Here is a 22370-nt window from a genome sequence, read left to right as displayed (position 1 = left end):
ATCATCCCGGTCAGGAAACACGGGACTTTCATGCGACACACGCTGCCTATCGCGCCACAATTCTATGTGACGGCCCCTCAGCCTTGCCCTTATCTTGAGGGCAGGATGGAGCGGAAGCTGTTCACAGCCCTACAGGGCGAAGGGGCGGATCAACTGAATAACTCGTTGTCGCAACAAGGGTTTCGGCGCTCTCAAAACGTCCTGTACCGGCCGTCATGTGCCGATTGCGCCGCTTGTCTGTCAGCCCGTATCGACGTATCCGCGTTTGCCCCCAGCAAAAGCCAAAAGCGCGCGGTCAAGCGAAACGCGTTCCTGCAGCGCAAGGCCAATTCGCCTTGGGCCACCGATGAACAGTACGAGCTGTTTCGCCGCTATCTGGATACCCGCCATGCCGATGGAGGTATGGCCGATATGGACGTGTTCGAATTCGCCGCAATGATCGAGGAAACTCCGATCCGCAGCCGGGTTGTGGAATATGCGGACCCCGACACCGATAACCTGATCGCCGTCAGTCTGACCGATGTTCTGGATGACGGGCTTAGCATGGTCTACTCGTTCTATGACCCGCATCAACCGCAGAATTCCCTGGGCACCTATATGATCCTTGATCATATCGACATCGCACGCGAGGCCGGGCTGCCTTATGTTTATCTTGGATATTGGGTCCCTGGCAGCCCGAAGATGGGATATAAAGCCCGGTTTTCGGGGTTAGAGGCATATATTCAGGGTGAATGGGTCAAGGTCGGAAACCCGGATGATCTTGCAGGATCGGGCCACCACCCTCTGTCCACCGCTCCGATTGCCGAGCAAGTGGCGAATATCCAATTGCCTGACCGACACCCGACCAAAGGCTGAAGTCCCATGCGTCAGAGCCTGCATGCGGTGACCCTCGTGGTGCCAGACTACGATGCTGCGATTTCATTTTACACGCAGACCCTGAGCTTTACGCTCGAGCAGGACATTGATTTGGGTGATGGTAAGCGTTGGGTGCGCGTGGCCCCTCCCAACGCGCCCGAGGGGTCCTTGCTGCTGGCCAAAGCGGCTGACGTCGATCAAAACAAGGCCATAGGCAACCAAACCGGCGGACGTGTCGGCTTTTTTCTGGCGACGGATGATTTTCACCGCGACCACGCAGCCATGACGGCGGCTGGCGTGACGTTCGAGGAGACCCCTCGTCATGAACCTTATGGAACCGTCGCGGTCTGGCGTGACCCGTTTGGAAATCGCTGGGACTTGATCGAGTTCAGCTAGCGCGTGTTCCAGCATTTTGACTGTCTCGGGGCCGATCCCTCAGAAAAGATGAAGAATTATTAATCATCTAAATGGCGACTTCCCTACGCCCAGCAATTGAATCCTTACCCTACGTCACCAAGTAATCCTGACCCTCAACCGTTCGACCCCGTGTAGATCCGTGCGGCTGGGCTTCAATGACACAGCCCGTGATGCAACAGGTTCCCGACCTGCGGGTTTGGCTTTGGTAAAGGGAGACGGACAATGACCCATGCTATGCGACGGCTGCTTGCGGCCAACCTAACGACGCAAATCCTGACGGCCCTTGCCCTTGGTTCAGCCCTTGGACTGGCCCTGAACTATTGGCACATACCGTTCCTTCAAGAGCATGTGGTCAACGGCCTGTTCACCATGGTCGGCCAGATGTTCCTGAACGCGCTGCAGATGCTGGTCGTACCGCTGGTGGTGTTTTCCCTACTGTGCGGCGTGGTTGGGATTGGTGATCTCAAAGTCTTTGGGCGCGTAGGTGGGCTGACCTTTGTCACCTATCTGGCGACCACGGCGCTGGCGGTGATGACGGCGCTGGTGTTTGCCAATATCATCAACCCCGGCATGGGATTTGACAGCCTGCACATGGCCAGCGCGGATGTGTCCATCGCAACGCAGGACACCGCGTGGCAGATACTGGCAAACATCATCCCCAAGAACCCGGTTCAGGCGCTGGCCAATGGCGAAATGCTGCAGATCATCTTCTACGTGATCGTTGTCGGCATTGCGGTCCTAATGATCGGAAGCCGCGCCAAAGCCTTTGTCGAGGGCTGTACCTTCATGAACGAACTGGCGATGAAAATCGTCGAGATCGTGATGGCCTTTGCTCCGATCGGCGTCTTCTGCCTGATTGCCAAAACCTTTGCGCTGGAAGGGTTCAGCCTGTTTGCCCCCGTCATCGGATATCTGGCGACCATTAGCCTGACGCTTGTCTTCCACCTTTGCGTGACGCTGATGGTGCTGCTCTATGCGTGCACCGGCCTCAGCCCGCGCGCGTTTCTGCGCAAGATGCGCTCGGCGCAGGTGTTTGCCTTCTCGACCTCAAGCTCGAACGCGACGATCCCGGCCTCGATGCAATGCGTGACGCAGCGCATCGGTGTGGACCGCTCGGTCGCTTCGTTCGGCATCCCGTTGGGTGCGACGATCAATATGGACGGAACTGCGATCATGCATGGGGTGGCGACGGTGTTCCTGGCCAATGCCTATGGGATTGATCTGGGGCTGGGTGGCTATATGACCATCATCTCGATCTCGGTTCTGGCCTCAATCGGCACTGCCGGAGTGCCTGGCGTGGGGATTGTGATGCTGGCCATGGTGTTGAATCAACTGGGTATGCCGCTGGACGGGATCGCCATCATACTCGCCGTTGACCGGATCATCGACATGATGCGGACGGTCGTGAATATCACCGGAGACGCGGTTGTCACCACCATTGTCGCGCAGCGTGTCGGCAAGCTGGACAGGGCGGTATTCAATGACCCCGACGCCGGGACCCTGACCCCTGCCACGCTGGATATCGACCACGAGGCTGAGACCGCTTTTGCGAAACTGACGCATCCCAAAGCCGAAGCCTGAACAAAAAAGACCGGAGGCCACAGAGCCTCCGGTCTGTCATTCTTCTGTCAGCCCGATCAGTTCGGGATCAGATCCGGCACGATGGTCACGATGGTCGGGAAGAACCAAAGGATACCAATCCCGACTACCTGAATCAGCACGAATGGAATGATCCCGCGATAGATATGACCTGTTGTGACCTCTTTAGGCGCAACGCCCCTCAGGTAGAACAGCGCGAACCCGAAAGGTGGCGTCAGGAACGAGGTCTGCAGGTTCACCGCCACCATGATCGTGACCCATTTCGGATCGAATGACCCGCCATAGATCACCGGGCCCACGATGGGGATCACGATGTAGATGATCTCGAGGAAGTCCAGCACAAAGCCCAGAATGAACAGCACCAGCATCACGATCAGGAAGACCGTGAACTCGTTGTCGAAACTGCGCAGGAACTGCTGGATATAGTGCTCACCCCCGAACGAGATCACCACAAGGTTCAGCAACTGCGAGCCGATCAGGATGGTGAAGACCATCGAGGTCACCTTGGCCGTCTCGCGCACCACGGGCGTCAGAACCCCGCTGGTAAACAAGACCCAGCAACCAAACAGCAAGCCGAACAGGGCAAATAGATAGGCGCCATAGGCCACGATGAAGGCAATCCAGGTCTCGACGCTGACATCGCTCTGGTTGATGCGCAGGTCAAAGTTCACACCCATCAGCAAGGCCACGATCACGGCCAAAGTCGCCCAGATGATCACCTTGGCCGAGCGGCCCTGATCCTGCAGCTTGCGGTACGCGGCCAACATGATCGCCCCGCCTGCCCCCAGCGCCGCAGCGGGCGTCGGGTTGGTCACACCGCCCAGGATCGAGCCCAGAACCGCGATGATCAGAACCAGCGGCGGGAAGACCACGCGGATCAGATCATTGGTCGCACAGCGCGCAGCGGCCTCTTTGCATCCATAAATGGCCAGCGCAAACGGCACCGCCATCAAGACAAAGGTCGCCCCCGAGGACGTGGTTGGCGCAATGAGCAGGACATCGACCAGCAGCATCAGCAACAGGCCGATGGCACCTACGATCAGCGGCTGCGTCGGCTTCGATGGCGCAATGCCGCGACCCATGACCAGCGTCAGACCCAGCAGCACGACCATGACAGCCACACCCGTGCCGATCGGCGCAGCAGCAGCGATCTTGGCTTGTTGCGCAGCAACCAGTTCTTCTTCGGTCAGGCGTGTCGACTCGGCGGTGCCACCTGCGGCATCGATGGCCTCTTGCTCGGCCACGGCCTGATCCCAGGCCAATTGTCCGTGCAAGTCGATCATCGAGGCTTTGCATTCCTCAGACACGTTCGTGCGCAGCGATGCGCCCTCACCGATATCCGAGAAGGCCGAGACGCTGATGTTCTGGCTTCCGACAACACCAGCACTGCTCAGAACCATCATTCCCACGATCAGCGCAACCGGTGCACCCAGCAGCCACGTCAGTCCTTCGGCACGGGTGATCGGCTCACCACTGCCGCCCGACATTTCAACGGCCGGGGCCTTGTCCGGATTCAGCAGCGCATAGCCAAAGGCATAAAGCGCATACAGCAGCGCCAGCATGATCCCCGGCAGCAAGGCCGCCTGAAACAATGTCCCGACTGAGACCACGGCAGGTTCGCCCAAATACGTCAGCGCGTCAGTACATCCCGCATCCTGCGCGCGGGTTTCCTGCGCGGTGGAATAGAGATCACCGGCCAGTGTCCCGAGCAAAACGATCACGATCGACGGCGGAATGATCTGCCCCAATGTGCCCGAGGCCGCAATCACACCGGTCGCCAGTTCCGGCGAGTAGTTGTTGCGAAGCATGGTCGGCAGCGCCAGCAGGCCCATCGTCACCACGGTCGCACCTACGATCCCGGTCGAGGCCGCAAGGAAGGCCCCCACAACTACAATCGACACGGCCAGACCGCCGGGCAGCGGGCCAAAGACACGCGCCATCGTGGTCAGCAGATCGTTTGCGATCTTCGAGCGCTCCAGTGTGATGCCCATCAGGACGAACATCAGAACGGCCAGCAGGGTTTCAATCGACTGACCGGCCAGCACGCGTTCATTCATGCGGTTCACGATGAACGAGACATTGCGGTCCAGCGCGGTTTCCCAGCCCTGCACAAAGACCGGCTCGGCGATCCTTGGTAAATCCGGGAAGCGGAACACCGACACCGTGTCAGGTTTGACGCCCGAATTCACGAGGTCTCGGTAGGCTTGGGAACTGGTATCAATCGCCTGGTGGATCAGCAGCCCGGCACTGTCCAGCGCTGCGATGATCCCGAAGGAAATGATCCCAGCACCGCCGATGGCGAACGCCACCGGGAAACCGGATAGGATGCCTCCGAAAAGGCAGAAGAATACGATAATGAGGCCAATCTCGATGCCATCAAGTCCGAATAACATAGTCTGGGTCTCCGTCCCTAATGTGCGCCTTCGTAGGCTTCTTCACCCTCACCAAGGCTGTCCTTGTCGAGGTGTTTTCCGATGCTCTCGGACCCTTCCGAGTATTCCAGGAACGAGCGGTAGAGGAATGCGATGGCGTGCAAGAACACCATGGCCGCAAAAGCCACCAGCAGGATCTTGAACAGGAAATAGGCGTTGAACCCGTTGGGGCTGAAGCCGATGGTTTCCACGTTCCAGCGCAGTGCGCGGGATTTGGCGACCAGACGGTCCAACGTATCACTGGCCGAGGGTTTCGGCACGATCAGATGCCGCCACATGAAGTACCAGCCATACATCCACGTCAGCACGGCCATCGGCATCATGAACAGAACCGCACCGCACATGTCGACCACGCGTTTGGCCCGGTGGCTGATCCCGGCATAGATCAGGTCAACGCGTACATGTCCGCCCTGCACGAAAGTGTAGGTGCAGCACAGGCAGACCACCATGGCGTTATACAGTTTAAGCTCTTCCGCGAACCAACTGATATCTTGTGTGAATGGGATACCCAGACCAAAGGACATATCAGGGCGGGTAAACACCCGTTGCATGAAAACGATGACAATCTGCTGGATGACCATCAGCAAACCGGCCCATGCAAAGAACCGGCCTGTGGTATTCGCAAAGCCCTCAAGAACCCGCACCATCCCCCACATGAAATTGCGGTAATACAGGCCGACGGCGGTCAGAACCAGAAAGAAGGTGAAGATCACAAAGAAGAACTCGACCGAGCCGCCGTAATAGACAAAGCGCATGATCGACGCCTTGTCCGACCAGTCTAGCCAGAGTTGCGGATGCGTGATGGCGTATCCGAAATTATAGAAGGCTTCGGCAATGTTCTGGATGAACCATACAAGTCCATTCCACAGGGCGCCGAAGAACGAGATACCGTTTTCGTCCTGCATGTTGTCCCCAGGTCGCGTCAGTTGCACCTATGACGCACGGCTGTCCGAACCGCGCTGTTGCAACGGGAAAGGCTTCCCCACGCGTGGTGGGGAAACCGTTTGGTCGAAGAAACGCTGCTTAGCCGCGAACGCGGTCGCGCTGCGTGGTGTAGGCACCCGATGACAGGTTCTGCCACGCCGAGGATGCTGCCATCGACGACATTGCGCTGTCGTGGATTTTCTTGAACAGCTCGTCGCCCATGTTTTCGTCCAGAACTTCCTGGCTGGCCTGACCGAAGGCATCCCAGACGCTGTCGGGGAATTCCAGAACCTTAACGCCACCCGACTGCAGGCGCTGCAACGCCGCGCCGTTGTTGGCCAGGAATTGCGCCAGGTTCCACTGGTGCGCTTCGCCAGCCGCAATCTCGATGATCTTCTGCTGTGCAGGTGTCAGTTCGTCGAACACGTCGCGGTTCGTTGCCAGCGACAGACCTGCGCCCGGCTCGTGGAAGCCCGCGGTGTAGTATGTCTTGGTAATTTCCTGGAAACCGGCTTTTTCGTCCGCCCAGGGGCCAATCCACTCAGTGCCGTCAATCGCACCCGAGGACAGCGCCTGATACACTTCCGAGCCCGGAATGTTCTGAACCGATGCGCCCAGTTTGCCCAGTGCCTGACCACCCAGACCCGGCATGCGGAATTTCAGACCCTGGAAATCCTCGGGGCCGTTGATCTCTTTCGAGTACCAGCCGCCCGCCTGCGCACCGGTGTTCCCGGCCAGGAAGGATTTCAGGCCAAAGATTTCGCCCAGCTCGTCATGCAGCTCCATGCCGCCATCGTGGTAGTACCAGTTCACCAGTTCCTGCGCAGTCATGCCAAAAGGTACAGCGGTGAAGAATGCGTAGCCCGGGTGCTGACCCACAAAGTAATAATCGGCAGCGTGGTACATGTCGGCCTGACCGGACGAAACGGCGTCAAACACCTCGAACGCACCAACCAGCTCGCCCGCGGCTTTGATTTCAACCGTCAGGTCGCCATCGGACATCGTAGTGATGCTGTCGGCGCAACGCTGTGCGCTGTCAAAAACGCCCGCCAGACCGCGACCCCACGAGGTCACCATGGTCAGGGTACGCTTGCCCTGTGCATAAGACGGTGCTGCCAGCGTGGTGGCCGCAGCAGCCGAGCCGCCCAGAGCAGATGTTTTTAGAAATGAACGACGATCCATATGAGTGTTCCTCCCCTACATAGTCAAATTCCCCGAGCGCTGTCGGGGCAGTCGTTTTCAGTGCGCGCCAGCCTAATGACAGGAATTTGAATGTGAATACCTACTACTACGTAGGTAAGCCGGTTTTTCTGCGGCGAGGCGTTGAAATTGGGGAAACGTCCAGTGCTTTCCGCTCGCGAACGATAGAAAAAACCGGTCGCGAGCAAAGATTTTGCATTTTCCCGCGCGCTTGCGTATCGATTCGTCCATGAAAGGATTTCGCAACCTGATTTCGCTGACCTATGGCCAGAAGCTATCACTTGTGGCAGCTATCCCGCTATTGGTGGCCGTAGCGGCAATTGCGTTCTTTGTTACACAGGAAGCCCGCGCCACGGCCGAGCGCGAAATTCAGGCACTGGAACGTCGCCTGATCGAGGCCAAGAAAGAAGAACTGCGCAATTACGTCACTCAGGCACGCAACGGATTTGCCTATATCTATGGTCGCGCCACGCCCGACGATAAGGTCGCGCAGAATCTTGTGACACAGATCCTGTCGGCGATGATCTACGGCAAGGACGGATTCTTCTTTGTCTATGACTATGACGGCAACAACCTTGTCAGCCCGCGTCAGACGCAATTCATCAACCGCAACTGGGAAGGGCTGACCGACAGCGATGGCACCCCTGTCGTGGATGAATTCATTCGCCTCGCCCGTCAGGGGGCAGGATGGCACAGCTTTATGTGGCAGAAGCCCTCGACCGGGGAAGAGGCACAGATGATCGCCTATGTGGTCGGCCTGCAGGACTGGCGCTGGGCTGTTGGGACCGGCGTTTTCATCGACGATATCGTCGCAACCGTCGCCAATGCCCGTGCCGAGGTCGAGGCCCGTGTGCAGCGCACCTTTGGATACATCGGCGCGATCGTTCTGGCGGCTGTTCTGATCGTTTTCACATCGGGGATGCTGCTGAACGTTCGCGAGCGCAGGTTGGCCGACGCAAAGCTGAAAGAGCTGACACAACGCGTTTTCGATGCGCAAGAGGAAGAGCGTGGCCGCGTGGCGCGGGAATTGCATGACGGGATCAGCCAGATCCTTGTGGGCGTGCGATACGCGTTGGATAACGCCCGCAGGCGGTTGGAACGTGGCGATGATGCGGGCGCGCGTGACCCGTTGGGCAAGGGTATCGACCATCTGGGGTCTGCTATCACCGAAGTTCGTCGCATAAGCCGCGACCTGCGTCCCGGCGTTTTGGACGACCTCGGGCTTGGCCCTGCCCTCAAGGCGTTGACCGATGACTTTAGGGACCGCACCGGAATCGACACCGAGTTCTCAACGGTTGTCTTCCGCAACCGTCTGGATCAGGACAGCAAGATCGCGCTCTACCGCATCGCGCAAGAGGCCCTGACCAATATCGAACGCCATTCCGGCGCAACTCGTGTTACGATAGACCTGCGCGGCCACAAAAAGGGCGCAACCATGCGGATCACCGACAACGGCCGCGGACTGCGCAGTGCACCCGGCGACGGCAGTACGGGGATCGGGCTGCGAAACATGCAGGAGCGTATCGAACAGCTTGACGGATCGCTCCGCATTCTGTCATCACGCGGACCACGCAGCGGCACGGTGATCGAGGTCAGCCTGCCTCTCAGCCATTTGCTGCCGCCACAGGAAGACGCCACGCCCAACCGAAAGGCCGGTACATGAGCGACGCCACAATCCGTGTCCTTATCGTAGACGACCACCCGATGGTCGCCGAAGGGATACAGTCGATCCTCGAAAGCTACGACGAAATCACTGTTGTCGGAACGCTCAGTAGCGGGCAGGACGCCGTCGATCAGGTCGCTACTCTGGCACCTGATGTGATCTTGATGGATTTGAACATGCCCGGCATGGGCGGCCTCAGCGCGACCGAGATCATTCTGGAACGCCTGCCTCAAACCCGCGTTCTGGTCCTGTCCATGCACGACAGCCCTGAATACATTTCAACAGCCCTCAGTCACGGGGCCAAGGGATATGTCCTAAAGGATGTTCCGACGGACGAGATCAAGAAGGCCATCGATGCCGTTATGCAAGGCGAGCAATACCTGTGCACCGGAGCCAGTGGGTCGCTGGAACCCAAAAGCGGTGGTGCGCGCGAGGCCCTGACGGGTCGGGAACAGACCATTCTGTTGGAACTGGCCCAGGGAAAATCCAACAAAGAAGTAGCCCAAGCGTTGGACATCTCGGTCCGCACGGTCGAGACCCACCGCAAGAACATCAAACGCAAACTGGGAATTTCTTCGACTGCAGGTCTGACTCGCTATGCGCTCGAGCATGGAGTCTTGCAGGGCACCAGCCCCGGTTTCTGACCGCAGCGCGGCACGCGCTGCCCGGCCCAACCGGCGGAGATGCGCCGCAGGCGCATTGACAACGGGCGGGAGCACTCAGCCCCTTGGCCTGATGTCCTGACCGAAAAAGACTAGCGTTCCATCTTCATCAATGACGTGAAACTCGCGCTGCTGATAGGGTTGGTCAAATGGTGGCCGCACGCGCCCCTCGGGCAAACTCTCGAACCCCGCGCGTAAGGTTTCATACAGCGCGTCAACATCATCCACGTCTATGTAGAACGATTGCTCGTCGCCTAACTGTCGCCCGTCTTCCCGCGGCGGGCATTCCAGCAACCGAATGGCCACTGGGCCAAGCGACAGAAACGCATAATTGTCTTGCCGAAACCCGCAGGCAAACCCAAGACGGTCGCAATAGAAGTCTATCTGCTTTTGCAACGAAGAGCACAATACAAATGGAGTGAGCTGCAATACTTCAGGCATGTGCGCCTCCGGTGGCAAATCTATCTCACGCGCAGGCTGCCACGTTTCAATCCAGCAATGGATCGTTTCTCAGCCCCTCCCGATCATGGTGATGTTGTAGCACCCGACCATAAAGCTGTTTGGTTCGCTCAACGCTGCCACACATCCCTTCGGCTTCGGCGAATGAGAAAATGCCGACGTAACGGCTGCGCGGCCCTTTCACAGGGGTCACCCGGTGCAACGCGTACCGCCCACGGAATATCTGCAGATCGCCAGGAAGCAGTTCCAATTCACGGACCCTTGCCCTGCTACCGTCAAGAACCGAAGCGACCGATGCAAACTGCTCGTCCTCGGCGGTTCGAAGGTTCGGGACGTATTCGAACGTGCCTCCTGCCTCACCATTTTGAATAGCCAGTGTGACCGTGTAGTTGTTGGTGTCGAAATGCCATGGAAAACCCTGCCCCTCCTCCACAACGTTGACAATCACATCCGCCAACGGGTCATCGTAGCGAAAGAACTTGTCTTCCGGTTCATTCAGCGCCGCCCGGATGAATGGCAAAAAAGGTTCAGACTCATAAATACGCCTCAGCGGCCCGGAATTCGGGAAATTATCCGCAGGCACAAACGCGTTCGAACGGTCATAAAACTGCCGCACCGGGTGGGATCTTTCCAGCGTCGGATCGTCCTGCGTGAAATAGGCGTTCGTCCGGTTAAACGAGCGATGGGCGTGACCTGCAACACGCTCAGCCTCTTGCAACAGCGACGCGACACCTTCGGCATGAACAAACCCCGGCATGACAGCGCAGCCATCCTGATCCAGTTCTTTTCGCAGATCGTTGATTAACTGCTCGTATGCCCGCGAACCCGGACAATCTATCGGATACCGTCCCAGATTAATCAGATCATGCAGCATGGGTGCCTCCGTTGCCAGCAAAGGTCTGGGTCAGGTTGCCTCAGCTTTAAGCCGCAATCATGCTCGTTTCGGACATCGTCGTGACGCTTTTGAGCACAAGCGAAACAGGCGAGCGCAGAGAATCAGCGCCCCTATTTCTCAAAAATTCCGGACATGCGGCAATTTGCGCAATAAAATGTCGCAAAATTCACTGCCTGAGATAGAAAATTGGTGCGATTGCCTGTTGACGCCCCGTCGCGCCGCCCATAATGTCCCTGCACGCAAAAAAGGAGCCTCTGGCGATGAAAGCGCTAGTCGTAATCGTAGGAAACACGCGCATGGGCCGGTGACGGTAAACCATAATTCAACCCATGCGCCTCCGAAAATCTCGGGGGCTTTTTTTTGGCAACACGCAAGACACATGTCGCGAACGGAGCAAAGCAGATGACACGTGAGATGACCGGCGCAAAGATGGTGGTTCAGGCCCTCAAGGATCAGGGCGTGGACACGGTATTCGGATACCCCGGCGGCGCCGTGCTACCGATCTATGATGAGATTTTTCTGCAAAACGACATTCGCCACATTCTGGTGCGTCACGAACAGGGGGCCGTGCACGCCGCCGAAGGCTATGCGCGCTCGACCGGAAAACCCGGCGTTGCGCTGGTGACCTCCGGCCCCGGCGCCACCAACGCGGTGACCGGCCTGACCGACGCACTGCTGGATTCGATCCCGATCGTGGTTCTGACCGGTCAGGTTCCGACCTTCATGATCGGCTCGGACGCGTTCCAAGAGGCTGACACCGTTGGCATCACCCGCCCCTGCACCAAGCATAATTGGCTGGTGAAAGACACGGACTCGCTGGCCGAAACCGTGCACGAGGCGTTCCACGTCGCCACCTCCGGTCGCCCCGGTCCGGTGCTGATCGACATCCCCAAAGACGTTCAGTTCGCCTCGGGTGAGTATTCCGGGCCGAAACCCTCGACCTCGCATTACCAACCGGTTCTGAAAGGCGATCTGGAAGAGATCACCGAGCTGGTCGCGGCGATTGAAACAGCCAAAAAGCCCGTCTTCTATACCGGCGGTGGCGTGATCAACTCGGGCCCCGCGGCCAGCCAGTTGCTGCGCGAGCTTGTGGATGCGACCGGCTTCCCAATCACCTCGACCCTGATGGGTCTGGGCTCTTATCCAGCCTCGGGCAAGAATTGGTTGGGTATGCTGGGGATGCACGGCCTGTATGAGGCCAACCTTGCGATGCATGACTGTGACCTGATGATCAACATCGGCGCGCGGTTTGACGACCGGATCACCGGGCGGATTGATGCGTTCTCGCCGAATTCGAAAAAGGCGCATATCGACATTGATCCCTCGTCGATCAACAAGGTGATCCGCGTCGATATCCCGATTGTCGGCGACGTGGCCCATGTGCTGGAGGATATCCTCAAGGTCTGGAAAGCGCGTGGGCGCAAGACGGATGCGGCTGCCGTTGCCAAGTGGCAGGAACAGATCAGCGACTGGCGCAAGGTCAATTGTCTGGCCTACACCAACAGCGAAAAGACGATCAAACCGCAATACGCCCTGCAACGTCTTGAAGAGCTGACTAAAAACCACGACCGTTATATCACGACCGAGGTCGGCCAGCATCAGATGTGGGCCGCGCAGTACCTCGGTTTCGAAGACCCCAACCGCTGGATGACCTCGGGTGGTCTGGGCACGATGGGTTATGGCACCCCGGCCTCGATCGGTGTGCAGATGGCCCATCCCGACGCGCTGGTGATCAACGTCGCGGGTGAGGCCTCGTGGCTGATGAACATGCAGGAAATGGGCACAGCCGTTCAATACCGCCTGCCGGTTAAGCAGTTCATTCTGAACAACGAACGTCTGGGCATGGTGCGCCAATGGCAAGAGCTGCTGCATGGCGAGCGGTACTCGCATTCGTGGTCCGAGGCCCTGCCCGATTTCGTCAAACTGGCCGAGGCCTTCGGGGCCAAGGGCATCCTGTGTTCCGACCCCGCCGATCTGGATGACGCGATCATGGAGATGATCAACTATGACGGCCCGGTGATCTTTGACTGTCTGGTTGAAAAGCACGAGAACTGCTTCCCCATGATCCCGTCGGGCAAGGCCCATAACGAGATGCTGCTGGGCGAGGCCGAGACGCAGGGCGTGATCGACTCCAAAGGTTCGGTTCTGGTTTAACAAAATTCGTCGAATTTTGTCGGGCGCTCCGGTGCCCGGCTTTCGCAGGATGATGAAAGGGACGTAAATGTCTGCCCTACATATCAAAAAAGGCTCCACCCGCCATTCGGCCTATAACCTACGGCCGACCTTTTCGGACGTGCAGGAGCGCCACACGATTGCGGTTCTGGTCGAAAACGAACCCGGCGTTCTGGCCCGCGTGATCGGCCTGTTTTCGGGCCGTGGTTATAACATCGAAAGCCTGACCGTGGCCGAGGTGGACCACACCGGTCACCTGAGCCGCATCACCATCGTCACCACCGGCACCCCGCAGGTGATCGAACAAATCAAAGCTCAACTGGGCCGCATCGTACCCGTGCATGAGGTGCATGACCTGACGGTCGAGGGGCCCTCGGTCGAGCGGGAACTGGCGATCATCAAAGTCGTAGGTGAAGGCGACAAGCGGGTCGAGGCGCTGCGCCTTGCCGATATTTTCCGTGCCAATGTGGTCGACAGCACCTTGAATTCATTCATCTTTGAGATCACCGGTGCGCCGGACAAGATCGACGCCTTTGCCGACCTGATGCGTCCGTTGGGTTTGATCGAGATCGCCCGCACAGGTGTCGCCGCACTGCTGCGCGGCGACTGAATATTCTGTCCCGTCCGCTGCGCTTACGTAGCGGACGGGACAACTCGGGTTTGATAGCGGCTGCACGCGTTTTAGCAATGTGTTGTCCAAAACGATCCAAAACACCAAAAATTCCATACAATATACTTAAAAGACTATTGCTTTTACGCATCAGGACGTTAGCCTCGTCTTGTGACGTGGCGTTGGGATGCGCTGGTCAGGGTCCTCAGTACGATTGAAGCGCGATTGTCCGGTCTATTGCTCGGACAAACAAGGTTAACACGGCAACACATAATAAGACCGGGACAGAAATGACCAACGAAACCCGCAGCCCGGCTGAGCTGCGCAAGATGTTCGGTGATAATCTTCGACTGCTGGCATCGGACTACCCCTCGATTTCTGAACTGTGCCGTCAGCTTGGGATCAACCGTACTCAGTTCAACCGGTACCTTGGCGGAGAGAGCTTTCCCCGGCCCGACGTGCTTAATCGTATTTGCAGTTTTTTCGACGTGGACGCACGTATTCTTCTACGACCCATTAACGAAATCGATCTGCCGGCGCCTCATCCTGCTGCAACTGCTCTGACAGAATTTCTGGGTTCCGGGCCCGGCACTCTGACCGAGGACCTTCTGCCCGCCGGGTTTTATTATGTCTCGGAAACCGCTCTGGACGGGGCGCAGGTGACACGGTACCGCGTGATCCATGCGCGGCGCCTTCCGCAATGCACCATGATCCGCAGCTACGAACCGCCGGCGACCAGCGAGGCGACATCGCCTGAATTGCGCGAAGTTCAAGGCATCGCGGCCTGCGCAGGAAGCCAAGTCTACATATTGATGTCGAACCGTACGGCGCAAAACAGCAAGATTTATCTGATGACGCGCTGTGGAGGAGATCAGCCCGACACCTGGCGGGGTGTTGCGATTTGCCTGTCCAAAACCACAGCCAACGAGACAACAATGCGTCGCTTGAATTTGCGATACCTAGGTACAAAACCGACCGCAGCCATAAGCGCGGCCCGCACCGCCCGACGTGCGCATGCCATGGCCTTGAACGCTTAGAATAAACGTTGGTTAACCTGGCTCTGCAGCAGCGGATTCGGCTTGTGTGATCTGCCGATACAAGTGCCAGCTCGCATGTCCAAGCAGCGGCAAGATGATCAGTAGTCCCAGAAACCATGGGACCATGGCGAGAAACGTCAGCAGAGCAACGAATAGGCCCCAACCCAGCATCACCGTCAAGTTCGCGCTGACATAGCTGTAGCTGGCGATCATTGCTGTCACGAAATCCAATTCCCTATCCAGCAACATTGGGATGGACAGTACGGTGATCATGTAAAGAAGAGTGGCAAAAACCGCTCCAACCAAAGTTCCGACCGCCAGCATCGTCAGGCCATTTACAGTCAGAAAAACCTCAAGAGAGGTGGAAACGTTGGTCATGGTCGACAGTCCCATGAACAGTGCAAAAATCATGTGACCAAGGAAGAACCAGAACAGGAACATGACCACGATGATCGCACAAATTGAGGGCAGCTGACGTCGACCCTGCTGCGCCACAACGCCAAAAATAGAAGCGTAATCAAGTGGTTCCCCCAACTCCAACCGGTGAGAGACTTCATACAGCCCAACTGCTGCAAAGGGCCCCAATAGCGGGAAACCGATCGCGGCCAGTACCAGCCAATACGAGGTCTGAGTTTGTACCGTGACCCACGCCATTGCCCAGCCTGCGAGGACGTAGAAACCTGCGAACACAAGGCCATAGACCGGCGCACGTCGAAAATCCGCCCAAGCCCGGCTCAAGGCTTCACGCAACATGTCTGTCGTAACCGGCCCCATTTTCGGAACTCCGAAAGGCTTCTCCATTCTGTCTCCCTCCTCCCTGTGTCGCTTATTAGCTGGCGGGTCTTTTTTGTGGCCACTCAGTCGCCGCATGATAGGCAGCCCCGATTGACAAAAGCTTTGCGTCCGTGCCGCGCGGACCGAAAACCTGCATCCCCATCGGCACGCCTTCTGAGCCAAACCCCGCCGGCACGGACAGGCACGGCAGGCCAATCAGGCTCACTGGCAGAACAACCTCCATCCAACGGTGGTAAGTATCCATTTTGGTGCCAGCGATCTCGGTCGGATACGGCGTTTCGATCTCGAAAGGCCAGACTTGCGCGGATGGCAGGATCAGCGCGTCATAGGTGTTGAACATTCCAAGAGCGTGCCGGAACCATTCTGAACGCATCTCACTGGCGCGGTGAACCTGCATTGCGGTCAAGGCAAGCCCCCGATCCAGTTCCCATTGCGCCGTGTCTTTCAACATTGATCTATGCTCGGTCAGAGGGGCAAGGCTGGCGGCGATGCTCCATGATCTAAGCACCGTCCAGCTTTCCCACAGACGCTCGGCTTCGAAATCGGGCACGACGTCATCGACCTGTGCCCCCAACCCAGCAAGAACGGACACGGCTTCCCGACACAGATCCGTTATCCCGTCTTCGAACGGATAGGCTCCGCCCCAATCGCCAAGCCAACCGATACGAACCCCTGTCAGGTCGCGCGCTTGAACCGGCCCAACGGGCTCAGGTTTCACACTGTAGGGCTGACGCGTGTCACGCTCGGATATGACATCCAAAAGCAGACCCAAATCTTCAGGGCAACGCGCCATCGGACCGAGGGTCGAAAGCTGATGCAGAAACGCGTCTCCGACCGGTTCGGACGGAACCCTACCCCAGCTTGGTCTAAACCCGTAGACATTGTTCCACGCGGCGGGGTTTCGCAAACTACCCATCATGTCCGAGCCATCCGCCAGCGTCACCATACCAGACGCCAAAGCAACCGCCGCGCCACCAGAAGATCCACCGCAAGTTCGGGATGAATCATATGGGTTTCGCGTGGCGCCATAAACCGGGTTGAACGTGTGTGACCCCAATCCGAATTCGGGCGTGTTGGTCTTTCCGATCAAAATCGCTCCGGCCGCCCGCATCCGGGCAGCGATCATGTCATCCTTCTGAGGGATATGATCGCGAAACAACGGCGACCCTTGGGTCGACACAACCCCGGCCACATTGACCAAGTCTTTGACCGCGATCGGCACCCCATGCAGAGGACCCCTATTCGCCCCTTTGTCGAGCTCAGCCGCCTCTGCCATCAGATCGCCCTCGTCCCGCAATCCAACTATGGCGTTTAAATCGCCATTCACCGCTGCTATGCGGTCCAACGTGGCCCGCATCACTTCAGACGCAGAGACCCGCCCTTCGGACAATTCGGTCACCAACGCGGTTGCGGTAATCTGGCTTAGGTTCATTCGGATCTCTTCGGCTGACAGGTCACACTGACTCGATCAGCCTATCCGGGGCTTATCCCCATTTAAACCCACTGTTTAGATGTATCTTTTCCAGCAGCAACCACACGGGGGTCGACTTCATCTGGCCAAAAATATCTCGGGGGAGTCGCGCATCGCGCGGCGGGGGCAGAGCCCCCTGCCCGGCTTAGTCGCCCTGCGCCTCGGACCGGGACTTACCAGCCACATCCAGCGCCAAAGTTGCCGCCATGAACCCATCCAGATCGCCATCCAACACACCCTTTGTGTCCGACGTCTCATGGTTGGTCCGCAGGTCCTTTACCATCTGGTAAGGCTGCAGCACGTAAGACCGGATCTGGTTACCCCAGCCCGCATCGCCTTTGGCTTCATGGGCGGCGTTGATATCGGCGTTCCGGCGGTCCAGCTCTTGCTGATACAGGCGCGACTTCAGCGCTTTCATGGCGATATCGCGGTTCTGGTGCTGCGACTTTTCGGAACTGGTCACAACGATACCGGTAGGAATATGCGTGATCCGCACCGCCGAATCCGTGGTGTTCACGTGCTGACCACCCGCACCGGACGACCGATAGGTATCAATCCGAATATCCGCCGGATTCACCTCAATCTCGATATTGTCATCAACCACGGGATAGACCCAGACCGAACTGAACGATGTATGCCGCTTGGCCGCTGAGTCATACGGCGAAATCCGCACCAAACGGTGCACACCGCTTTCCGACTTCAACCAGCCATAAGCGTTATGGCCAGAAATCTTGTAGGCCGCCGACTTGATCCCCGCCTCTTCGCCCGCGGTCTCGGATTGCAGCTCAACCGTATAGCCTTTTTTCTCGGCCCAGCGGACATACATCCGCGCCAGCATCGAGGCCCAGTCGCAGCTTTCCGTCCCCCCCGCGCCCGAGTTGATTTCGAGGAACGTGTCATTGCTGTCGGCTTCGCCGTCCAGAAGGGCCTCAAGCTCTTTCTTGGCGGCTTTTTCGCCAAGCGCCTTGATCGCCCCCTCGGCGTCGGCGACGACCTCGTCATCCTCTTCCATTTCGCCCAACTCGATCAGCTCAATATTGTCGCTGAGATCGGTCTTGATGGTTTCATAGGTTTCGATGGCATCGACCAGCATCTGCCGCTCGCGCATCAGCTTTTGTGCGTTCTCGGGATTGTCCCACAGGTTGGGGTCTTCAACCCGCGCGTTGAATTCCTCAAGACGATGAGGTGCGGTTTCATAGTCCATACGCTGCGCCAGCAGCTCCAGCGACTTTTCGATTTCCGCCACAATATTCTGGGTTTCGGCGCGCATGGTTACGTCCCAACTTGCTTGATCAGTGCTGCGTGATAGCAAGAGCATGGGACCGCTACAAGTCAGAGCGGTCCTTAAAGATTTCAGTAAAGCCCGCCGCCCTGCAGATCACCCTGGCTGGCGTTGGGGCCAACAGTGATCGTATCACCGGTCGATGTCGTCACCTGTCGGCCCGAGCTGGCTTCTTCAAACAAAGGCAGGTCCGAGCCCATCGCAAACCCACCATCGTAAACCCGGTCGATAAAGCCATCCACACCATCGCGGAAATACTCGGCGACGACATAATCACCGGTCGCGTCCGCAGGCAGACGCGCGCCGCTGAAGCGGTCGATTTTGATGAAATGGCCACCCTCGGGCACTTCGAACGGACCGCCGCCATACTTCTCGGTGGCGTGTTCCATGAAACTCTGGAACACCGGGCCGCACATTGTCCCCCCATAGGCACCTCTACCCATCGGACGCGGGCGGTCATACCCAATGTAGCACCCAGCCACGATGTTCGAGGTGAAACCGATAAACCATGCATCCTTGGATTCGTTGGTCGTACCGGTTTTGCCAGCCGTTGGCACCGGCAGGTTTACATGAGCAGATGCAGTCCCACGATCCACAACACCTTTCATCATCGACGTCAGCTGATACGCGGTGATGGCGTCCATCACCTGCCAGCGGTCGGTCTCGATGGTGGGTGACTCGTCAGGTTCCAACCATGCCGAGTTGCAATCCAGACACTGACGATCATCATGGCGATAGATCGTCTTGCCGAACCGATCCTGAATGCGATCGACCAGAGTGGGCTCGACCCGCTCGCCACCATTTGCAAACATCGCGTAGGCGGCGACCATTTTGTAAAGCGTCGTCTCCTCTGACCCCAGCGAGTTCGCAAGGAATGCGCCCATCCGGTCATAAACTCCAAACCGTTCGGCATAGCCCGCAACCACGGGCATCGTGACTTCTTGCGCCAAACGGATGGTCATCAGGTTCCGCGACTGTTCAATCCCTGTACGCAAAGGGGTAGGCCCATAGAATTTGTTCGACGAATTCTTGGGCCGCCACAGACCTTGAGGTGTGTTCACCTCGATCGGGGCATCCACAACGATAGTGGCAGGGCTGTAGCCACTGTCCAGCGCGGCGGCGTAGACGAAGGGTTTGAAGCTCGATCCCGGCTGGCGCTGCGCCTGTGTGGCGCGGTTGAACACCGAATCCTGATACGAGAATCCGCCCTGCATGGCCAGAACTCGGCCCGAATTCACATCCATCGCGACAAAGCCACCCTGCACTTCAGGGATCTGACGGGCGGACCATTGGCCCTCGTCCCCGGCCATCACCAGAATGACGTCGCCGCGCTTGAAATTGTCAAAGAAATTACCCTGCATCCACTGGATGTCCGAACGAGGGATGGTACCGTTTGCAGGACCGTCCTCGATACCCACTGTCAGGGACTGATCGGCGACGTTCAGCACGACGGCCGGATACCATTGAGTCGGCAGTTCCACGTCGCGGGGGATTTCCGTAATTGCCAATGCTTCGCGCCATTGCGCTTCATCCGCCAGCTTGTCTTCGGCAATCACCTCCCCCGTGCCGCGCCATTTCCCGCGCGAGCGGTCGTATTTCTGCAACGCCGTGCGCAGGGCCTTGGCGGCCTCGACCTGCATTTCCTCATCCACCGAGGCGCGGACGGTGAAGCCGCCGGTGAAGAACTCACCCTCACCGAAATCCTCGCTCAATTGGCGGCGGATTTCGTCGGTGAAATAGTCACGCGGCGGCAATGCGGTCCGGAAGCTTTCGAAATCGCCGTTTTGGACCGAACGCAGCGGTTGCGCCACCTCGGCCTCATAGGTGGCCAAGTCGAGGTACCCGTTCTGATTCATCTCGCGCAGCACATAGTTGCGGCGCGCCAGCAGGCGCTCTTTCTCGCGCACCGGGTGGTAGTCCGAAGGTGCCTTGGGCATCGCCGCCAAGGTCGCCGCCTCATGCGGGGCCAGTTCCTGCAGCGTCTTGTTGAAATAGGTCTGGGCAGCCGCCGTCACACCATACGAGTTCTGGCCCAGAAAAATCTCGTTCATGTAGAGTTCGAGAATCTGTTCCTTGTCCAACGTATCCTCAAGCCGGGTGGCGAGGATAATCTCCTTGATCTTGCGCTCGGCGCGACGGTCGCCGGACAGCAGGAAGTTCTTCATCACCTGTTGGGTGATGGTCGACGCACCACGCACGTTTTCACCCTTGGATTTCACCGCCTCAACGCCAGCTGCGATGATCCCGCGCGGGTCATAGCCTTGGTGCGTGTAGAAGTTTTTATCCTCGGCCGAGATAAAGGCCTGTTTCACCAGATCGGGAATTTCCTCGGACGGCGTGAACAGACGGCGTTCTTGCGCGAATTCGTCGATCAACTGGCCTTCGCCCGAATAGATCCGACTGATCGTGGGCGGTTTGTACTGCGCCAGCGATTCATGGCTGGGCAGGTCGCGCCCATACATCCAGAAGATCGCGCCAATCACCAGCGCGGCCATGAAAACACCAAGGGTCACGAGGCTGAAGATCGCCCCGAAGATTGAAAATATGAAACGGATCACGTCACTGCCTTTTGCTCGCGGTGCGGTCTATATAAGGGCGCGCCTGCTCTGGGTCAAAACACGATGACCCATATTAGCCGGATTACGCCGCAGGGTCACTGACCAATCAGGGACCGCCGGATCACATCCTGCTGACGCCAATCCTCCAGCCCGTCACGTATCCCCCGCGCCATGCCCATGCGCCATTCGGGATCTACTATGTTTTTCAGGTCTCTGGGACTGGACAGAAAGCCCAGTTCGATCAGAACCGAAGGGATATCGGCCGCCTTAAGCACCGAAAAGGACGCTGTTCTGATTGGATGGCTGTTCATCGGTCCGCCTTGCTGAGCCATTCCGTTGGCCAAAGCCCCCGCCAACGCATCTGTCCGTGGGCGGGTTTCCTGACGCGCTAAATCCAGCAAAACATCCGCCACCTGATCGTCCGCACCACTCAGATCAATACCTGAGATCAGGTCGGCACGATCGTGCCGTTCGGCCAGTTTGTGACTGGCCACGTCCGAGGCGTCTTGGGACAAGGTGTAAACAGCTGCCCCATGTGCGCGACCTTCTGACAGGATATCCGCGTGCAGCGAGATGAACACATCCGCCCCCGCTCTGTGCGCAAGCGCAATGCGCCGCTCGAGCGACACGAAATGATCGTCTGTCCGCGTCAGGATCACCTCATACCCGTCTTGACGCAGCAAAAGCTCGCGCAGTTCGCGGGCAAAAGTCAGCATGAGGGACTTTTCGTTCACGCCCTGAACCTCGGCCCCCGGATCAATACCGCCATGTCCGGGATCTAACATGACGCGCAGCGGACGCGGACCGTCACTGGGGTGAGCGTCGGGTAAATCAGCGGCTTCCGGCAGATCCCATCCCGGTTGTCGCGGTGCGCCGGCACTGGCGGCAAAGGTTTCCGCAGTCGATCGCTTAAGGCGCAAAGACAACTCAGCGGCTCCGGACGCGGAATCAATCCGCAGGCCCGCCGTATCGACGACCATTGGCGCGCCAAGCTCCAGCACCATCCGAGACCACCCCGGCACATAGGCCCCGAATTGCACAGACGTCACGCGATCCGCCTGCAGAAAGCTGTCGCTCTCAAGCCCGGTCCAATCGACTTCTTTGAAATCAAGAACGACGCGATAGGGGTTTTCCAGAGTGAACACCCGATACGGCACACCCTGGCTGAGACCAAGCTGTACCTGAACCCCAGCCTGCCCATCATTTTGAACATGGCTGTTTGCAGGTTCAATCCGGGCCAATGCGCTGAAATCATGCGCAAAGGCTGAAGCTGCAAGCGCGCAGATGAGCGCTATGGCAAAAAATATCCTGCTCATGGCCTCGAGTTTTCCCAAGATCG

18 protein-coding genes are annotated in these 22370 nt (G+C 58.1%); 8 read left to right on the top strand and 10 right to left on the bottom strand.

The features are described from left to right. Positions 1 to 30 precede the first annotated feature (30 nt). The 3 genes from J7380_RS02830 (at position 31) to J7380_RS02820 (ending at position 2853) form a co-directional block, all read left to right on the top strand. Positions 31 to 855, top strand: a complete 825-nt coding sequence (locus J7380_RS02830) for an arginyltransferase (protein WP_209194387.1) — start codon at positions 31 to 33, stop codon at positions 853 to 855. 6 nt (positions 856 to 861) lie between these two features. Further along, the gene (locus tag J7380_RS02825; RefSeq protein ID WP_209194386.1) at positions 862 to 1251 is read left to right on the top strand and encodes a VOC family protein; all 390 of its coding nucleotides are present in this window, start codon (positions 862 to 864) and stop codon (positions 1249 to 1251) included. Between the two features lie 243 nt (positions 1252 to 1494). Continuing rightward, entirely contained in the window at positions 1495 to 2853 is a 1359-nt protein-coding gene (locus tag J7380_RS02820; protein ID WP_209194385.1) for a dicarboxylate/amino acid:cation symporter, read from the top strand. 56 nt (positions 2854 to 2909) lie between these two features. On the opposite strand, the gene J7380_RS02815 is transcribed toward J7380_RS02820, so the two are convergent. The 3 genes from J7380_RS02815 to J7380_RS02805 all read right to left on the bottom strand — a co-directional run bounded on the left by J7380_RS02815 (position 2910) and on the right by J7380_RS02805 (position 7409). Next, positions 2910 to 5264: a TRAP transporter large permease subunit gene (locus tag J7380_RS02815; RefSeq protein ID WP_209194384.1), complete on the bottom strand. Its 2355-nt coding sequence runs from the start codon at positions 5262 to 5264 to the stop codon at positions 2910 to 2912. 17 nt (positions 5265 to 5281) lie between these two features. After that, on the bottom strand, positions 5282 to 6208 hold the full coding sequence (locus J7380_RS02810) for a TRAP transporter small permease subunit (protein WP_209194383.1): 927 nt from the start codon (positions 6206 to 6208) through the stop codon (positions 5282 to 5284). Between the two features lie 118 nt (positions 6209 to 6326). Next, positions 6327 to 7409 carry a TRAP transporter substrate-binding protein gene (locus J7380_RS02805; protein WP_209194382.1) on the bottom strand — a complete coding sequence of 361 codons (1083 nt, stop codon included), beginning with the start codon at positions 7407 to 7409 and terminating at the stop codon, positions 6327 to 6329. Between the two features lie 247 nt (positions 7410 to 7656). Between J7380_RS02805 and J7380_RS02800 the strand changes: the two genes are divergently transcribed. Together J7380_RS02800 and J7380_RS02795 are read left to right on the top strand one after the other, a co-directional pair. Then, positions 7657 to 9090: a cache domain-containing protein gene (locus tag J7380_RS02800; protein ID WP_170354475.1), complete on the top strand. Its 1434-nt coding sequence runs from the start codon at positions 7657 to 7659 to the stop codon at positions 9088 to 9090. Then, positions 9087 to 9734, top strand: coding sequence for a response regulator transcription factor (locus J7380_RS02795; protein ID WP_209194381.1), 648 nt, complete (start codon positions 9087 to 9089; stop codon positions 9732 to 9734). Before J7380_RS02800 ends, J7380_RS02795 begins: the two co-directional genes overlap by 4 nt. A gap of 75 nt (positions 9735 to 9809) precedes the next feature. Here the strand turns inward: J7380_RS02795 and J7380_RS02790 are convergent, their stop codons facing one another. Both J7380_RS02790 and J7380_RS02785 read right to left on the bottom strand, forming a co-directional pair. Further along, positions 9810 to 10193, bottom strand: coding sequence for a VOC family protein (locus J7380_RS02790; protein ID WP_209194380.1), 384 nt, complete (start codon positions 10191 to 10193; stop codon positions 9810 to 9812). 46 nt (positions 10194 to 10239) lie between these two features. After that, positions 10240 to 11085 carry a hypothetical protein gene (locus J7380_RS02785; RefSeq protein ID WP_209194379.1) on the bottom strand — a complete coding sequence of 282 codons (846 nt, stop codon included), beginning with the start codon at positions 11083 to 11085 and terminating at the stop codon, positions 10240 to 10242. A gap of 423 nt (positions 11086 to 11508) precedes the next feature. On the opposite strand from J7380_RS02785, the gene J7380_RS02780 reads away from it, so the two are divergent. From J7380_RS02780 to J7380_RS02770, 3 genes are all read left to right on the top strand, one after another. Next, on the top strand, positions 11509 to 13260 hold the full coding sequence (locus J7380_RS02780; protein ID WP_209194378.1) for an acetolactate synthase 3 large subunit: 1752 nt from the start codon (positions 11509 to 11511) through the stop codon (positions 13258 to 13260). A gap of 67 nt (positions 13261 to 13327) precedes the next feature. Continuing rightward, positions 13328 to 13888: an acetolactate synthase small subunit gene (gene ilvN / locus J7380_RS02775; protein ID WP_170354480.1), complete on the top strand. Its 561-nt coding sequence runs from the start codon at positions 13328 to 13330 to the stop codon at positions 13886 to 13888. Between the two features lie 290 nt (positions 13889 to 14178). Continuing rightward, positions 14179 to 14925 carry a helix-turn-helix transcriptional regulator gene (locus J7380_RS02770; protein WP_209194377.1) on the top strand — a complete coding sequence of 249 codons (747 nt, stop codon included), beginning with the start codon at positions 14179 to 14181 and terminating at the stop codon, positions 14923 to 14925. A 12-nt stretch (positions 14926 to 14937) separates the two neighbouring features. Here J7380_RS02770 and J7380_RS02765 read toward each other — a convergent pair whose 3' ends face one another. The 5 genes from J7380_RS02765 to J7380_RS02745 all read right to left on the bottom strand — a co-directional run bounded on the left by J7380_RS02765 (position 14938) and on the right by J7380_RS02745 (position 22347). Next, positions 14938 to 15726 carry a DUF2189 domain-containing protein gene (locus J7380_RS02765; protein ID WP_209194376.1) on the bottom strand — a complete coding sequence of 263 codons (789 nt, stop codon included), beginning with the start codon at positions 15724 to 15726 and terminating at the stop codon, positions 14938 to 14940. 28 nt (positions 15727 to 15754) lie between these two features. Continuing rightward, entirely contained in the window at positions 15755 to 17152 is a 1398-nt protein-coding gene (locus J7380_RS02760) for an amidase (RefSeq protein WP_209194375.1), read from the bottom strand. Positions 17153 to 17336: 184 nt separating this feature from the next. Next, entirely contained in the window at positions 17337 to 18461 is a 1125-nt protein-coding gene (gene prfB, locus J7380_RS02755) for a peptide chain release factor 2 (RefSeq protein WP_170752641.1), read from the bottom strand. 83 nt (positions 18462 to 18544) lie between these two features. Beyond that, positions 18545 to 21031: a PBP1A family penicillin-binding protein gene (locus tag J7380_RS02750; RefSeq protein WP_209194374.1), complete on the bottom strand. Its 2487-nt coding sequence runs from the start codon at positions 21029 to 21031 to the stop codon at positions 18545 to 18547. A 95-nt stretch (positions 21032 to 21126) separates the two neighbouring features. Next, positions 21127 to 22347 carry an N-acetylmuramoyl-L-alanine amidase gene (locus tag J7380_RS02745; protein WP_209194373.1) on the bottom strand — a complete coding sequence of 407 codons (1221 nt, stop codon included), beginning with the start codon at positions 22345 to 22347 and terminating at the stop codon, positions 21127 to 21129. Positions 22348 to 22370 lie beyond the last annotated feature (23 nt).

The sequence above is a fragment of the Ruegeria sp. R8_1 genome, assembly GCF_017743815.1.
GTDB classification, from domain to species: Bacteria; Pseudomonadota; Alphaproteobacteria; order Rhodobacterales; family Rhodobacteraceae; genus Ruegeria; species Ruegeria lacuscaerulensis_A.
The sequence above is the reverse complement of the archived record's forward strand: the minus strand, read 5'-3'. Positions and strand labels throughout refer to the sequence as shown.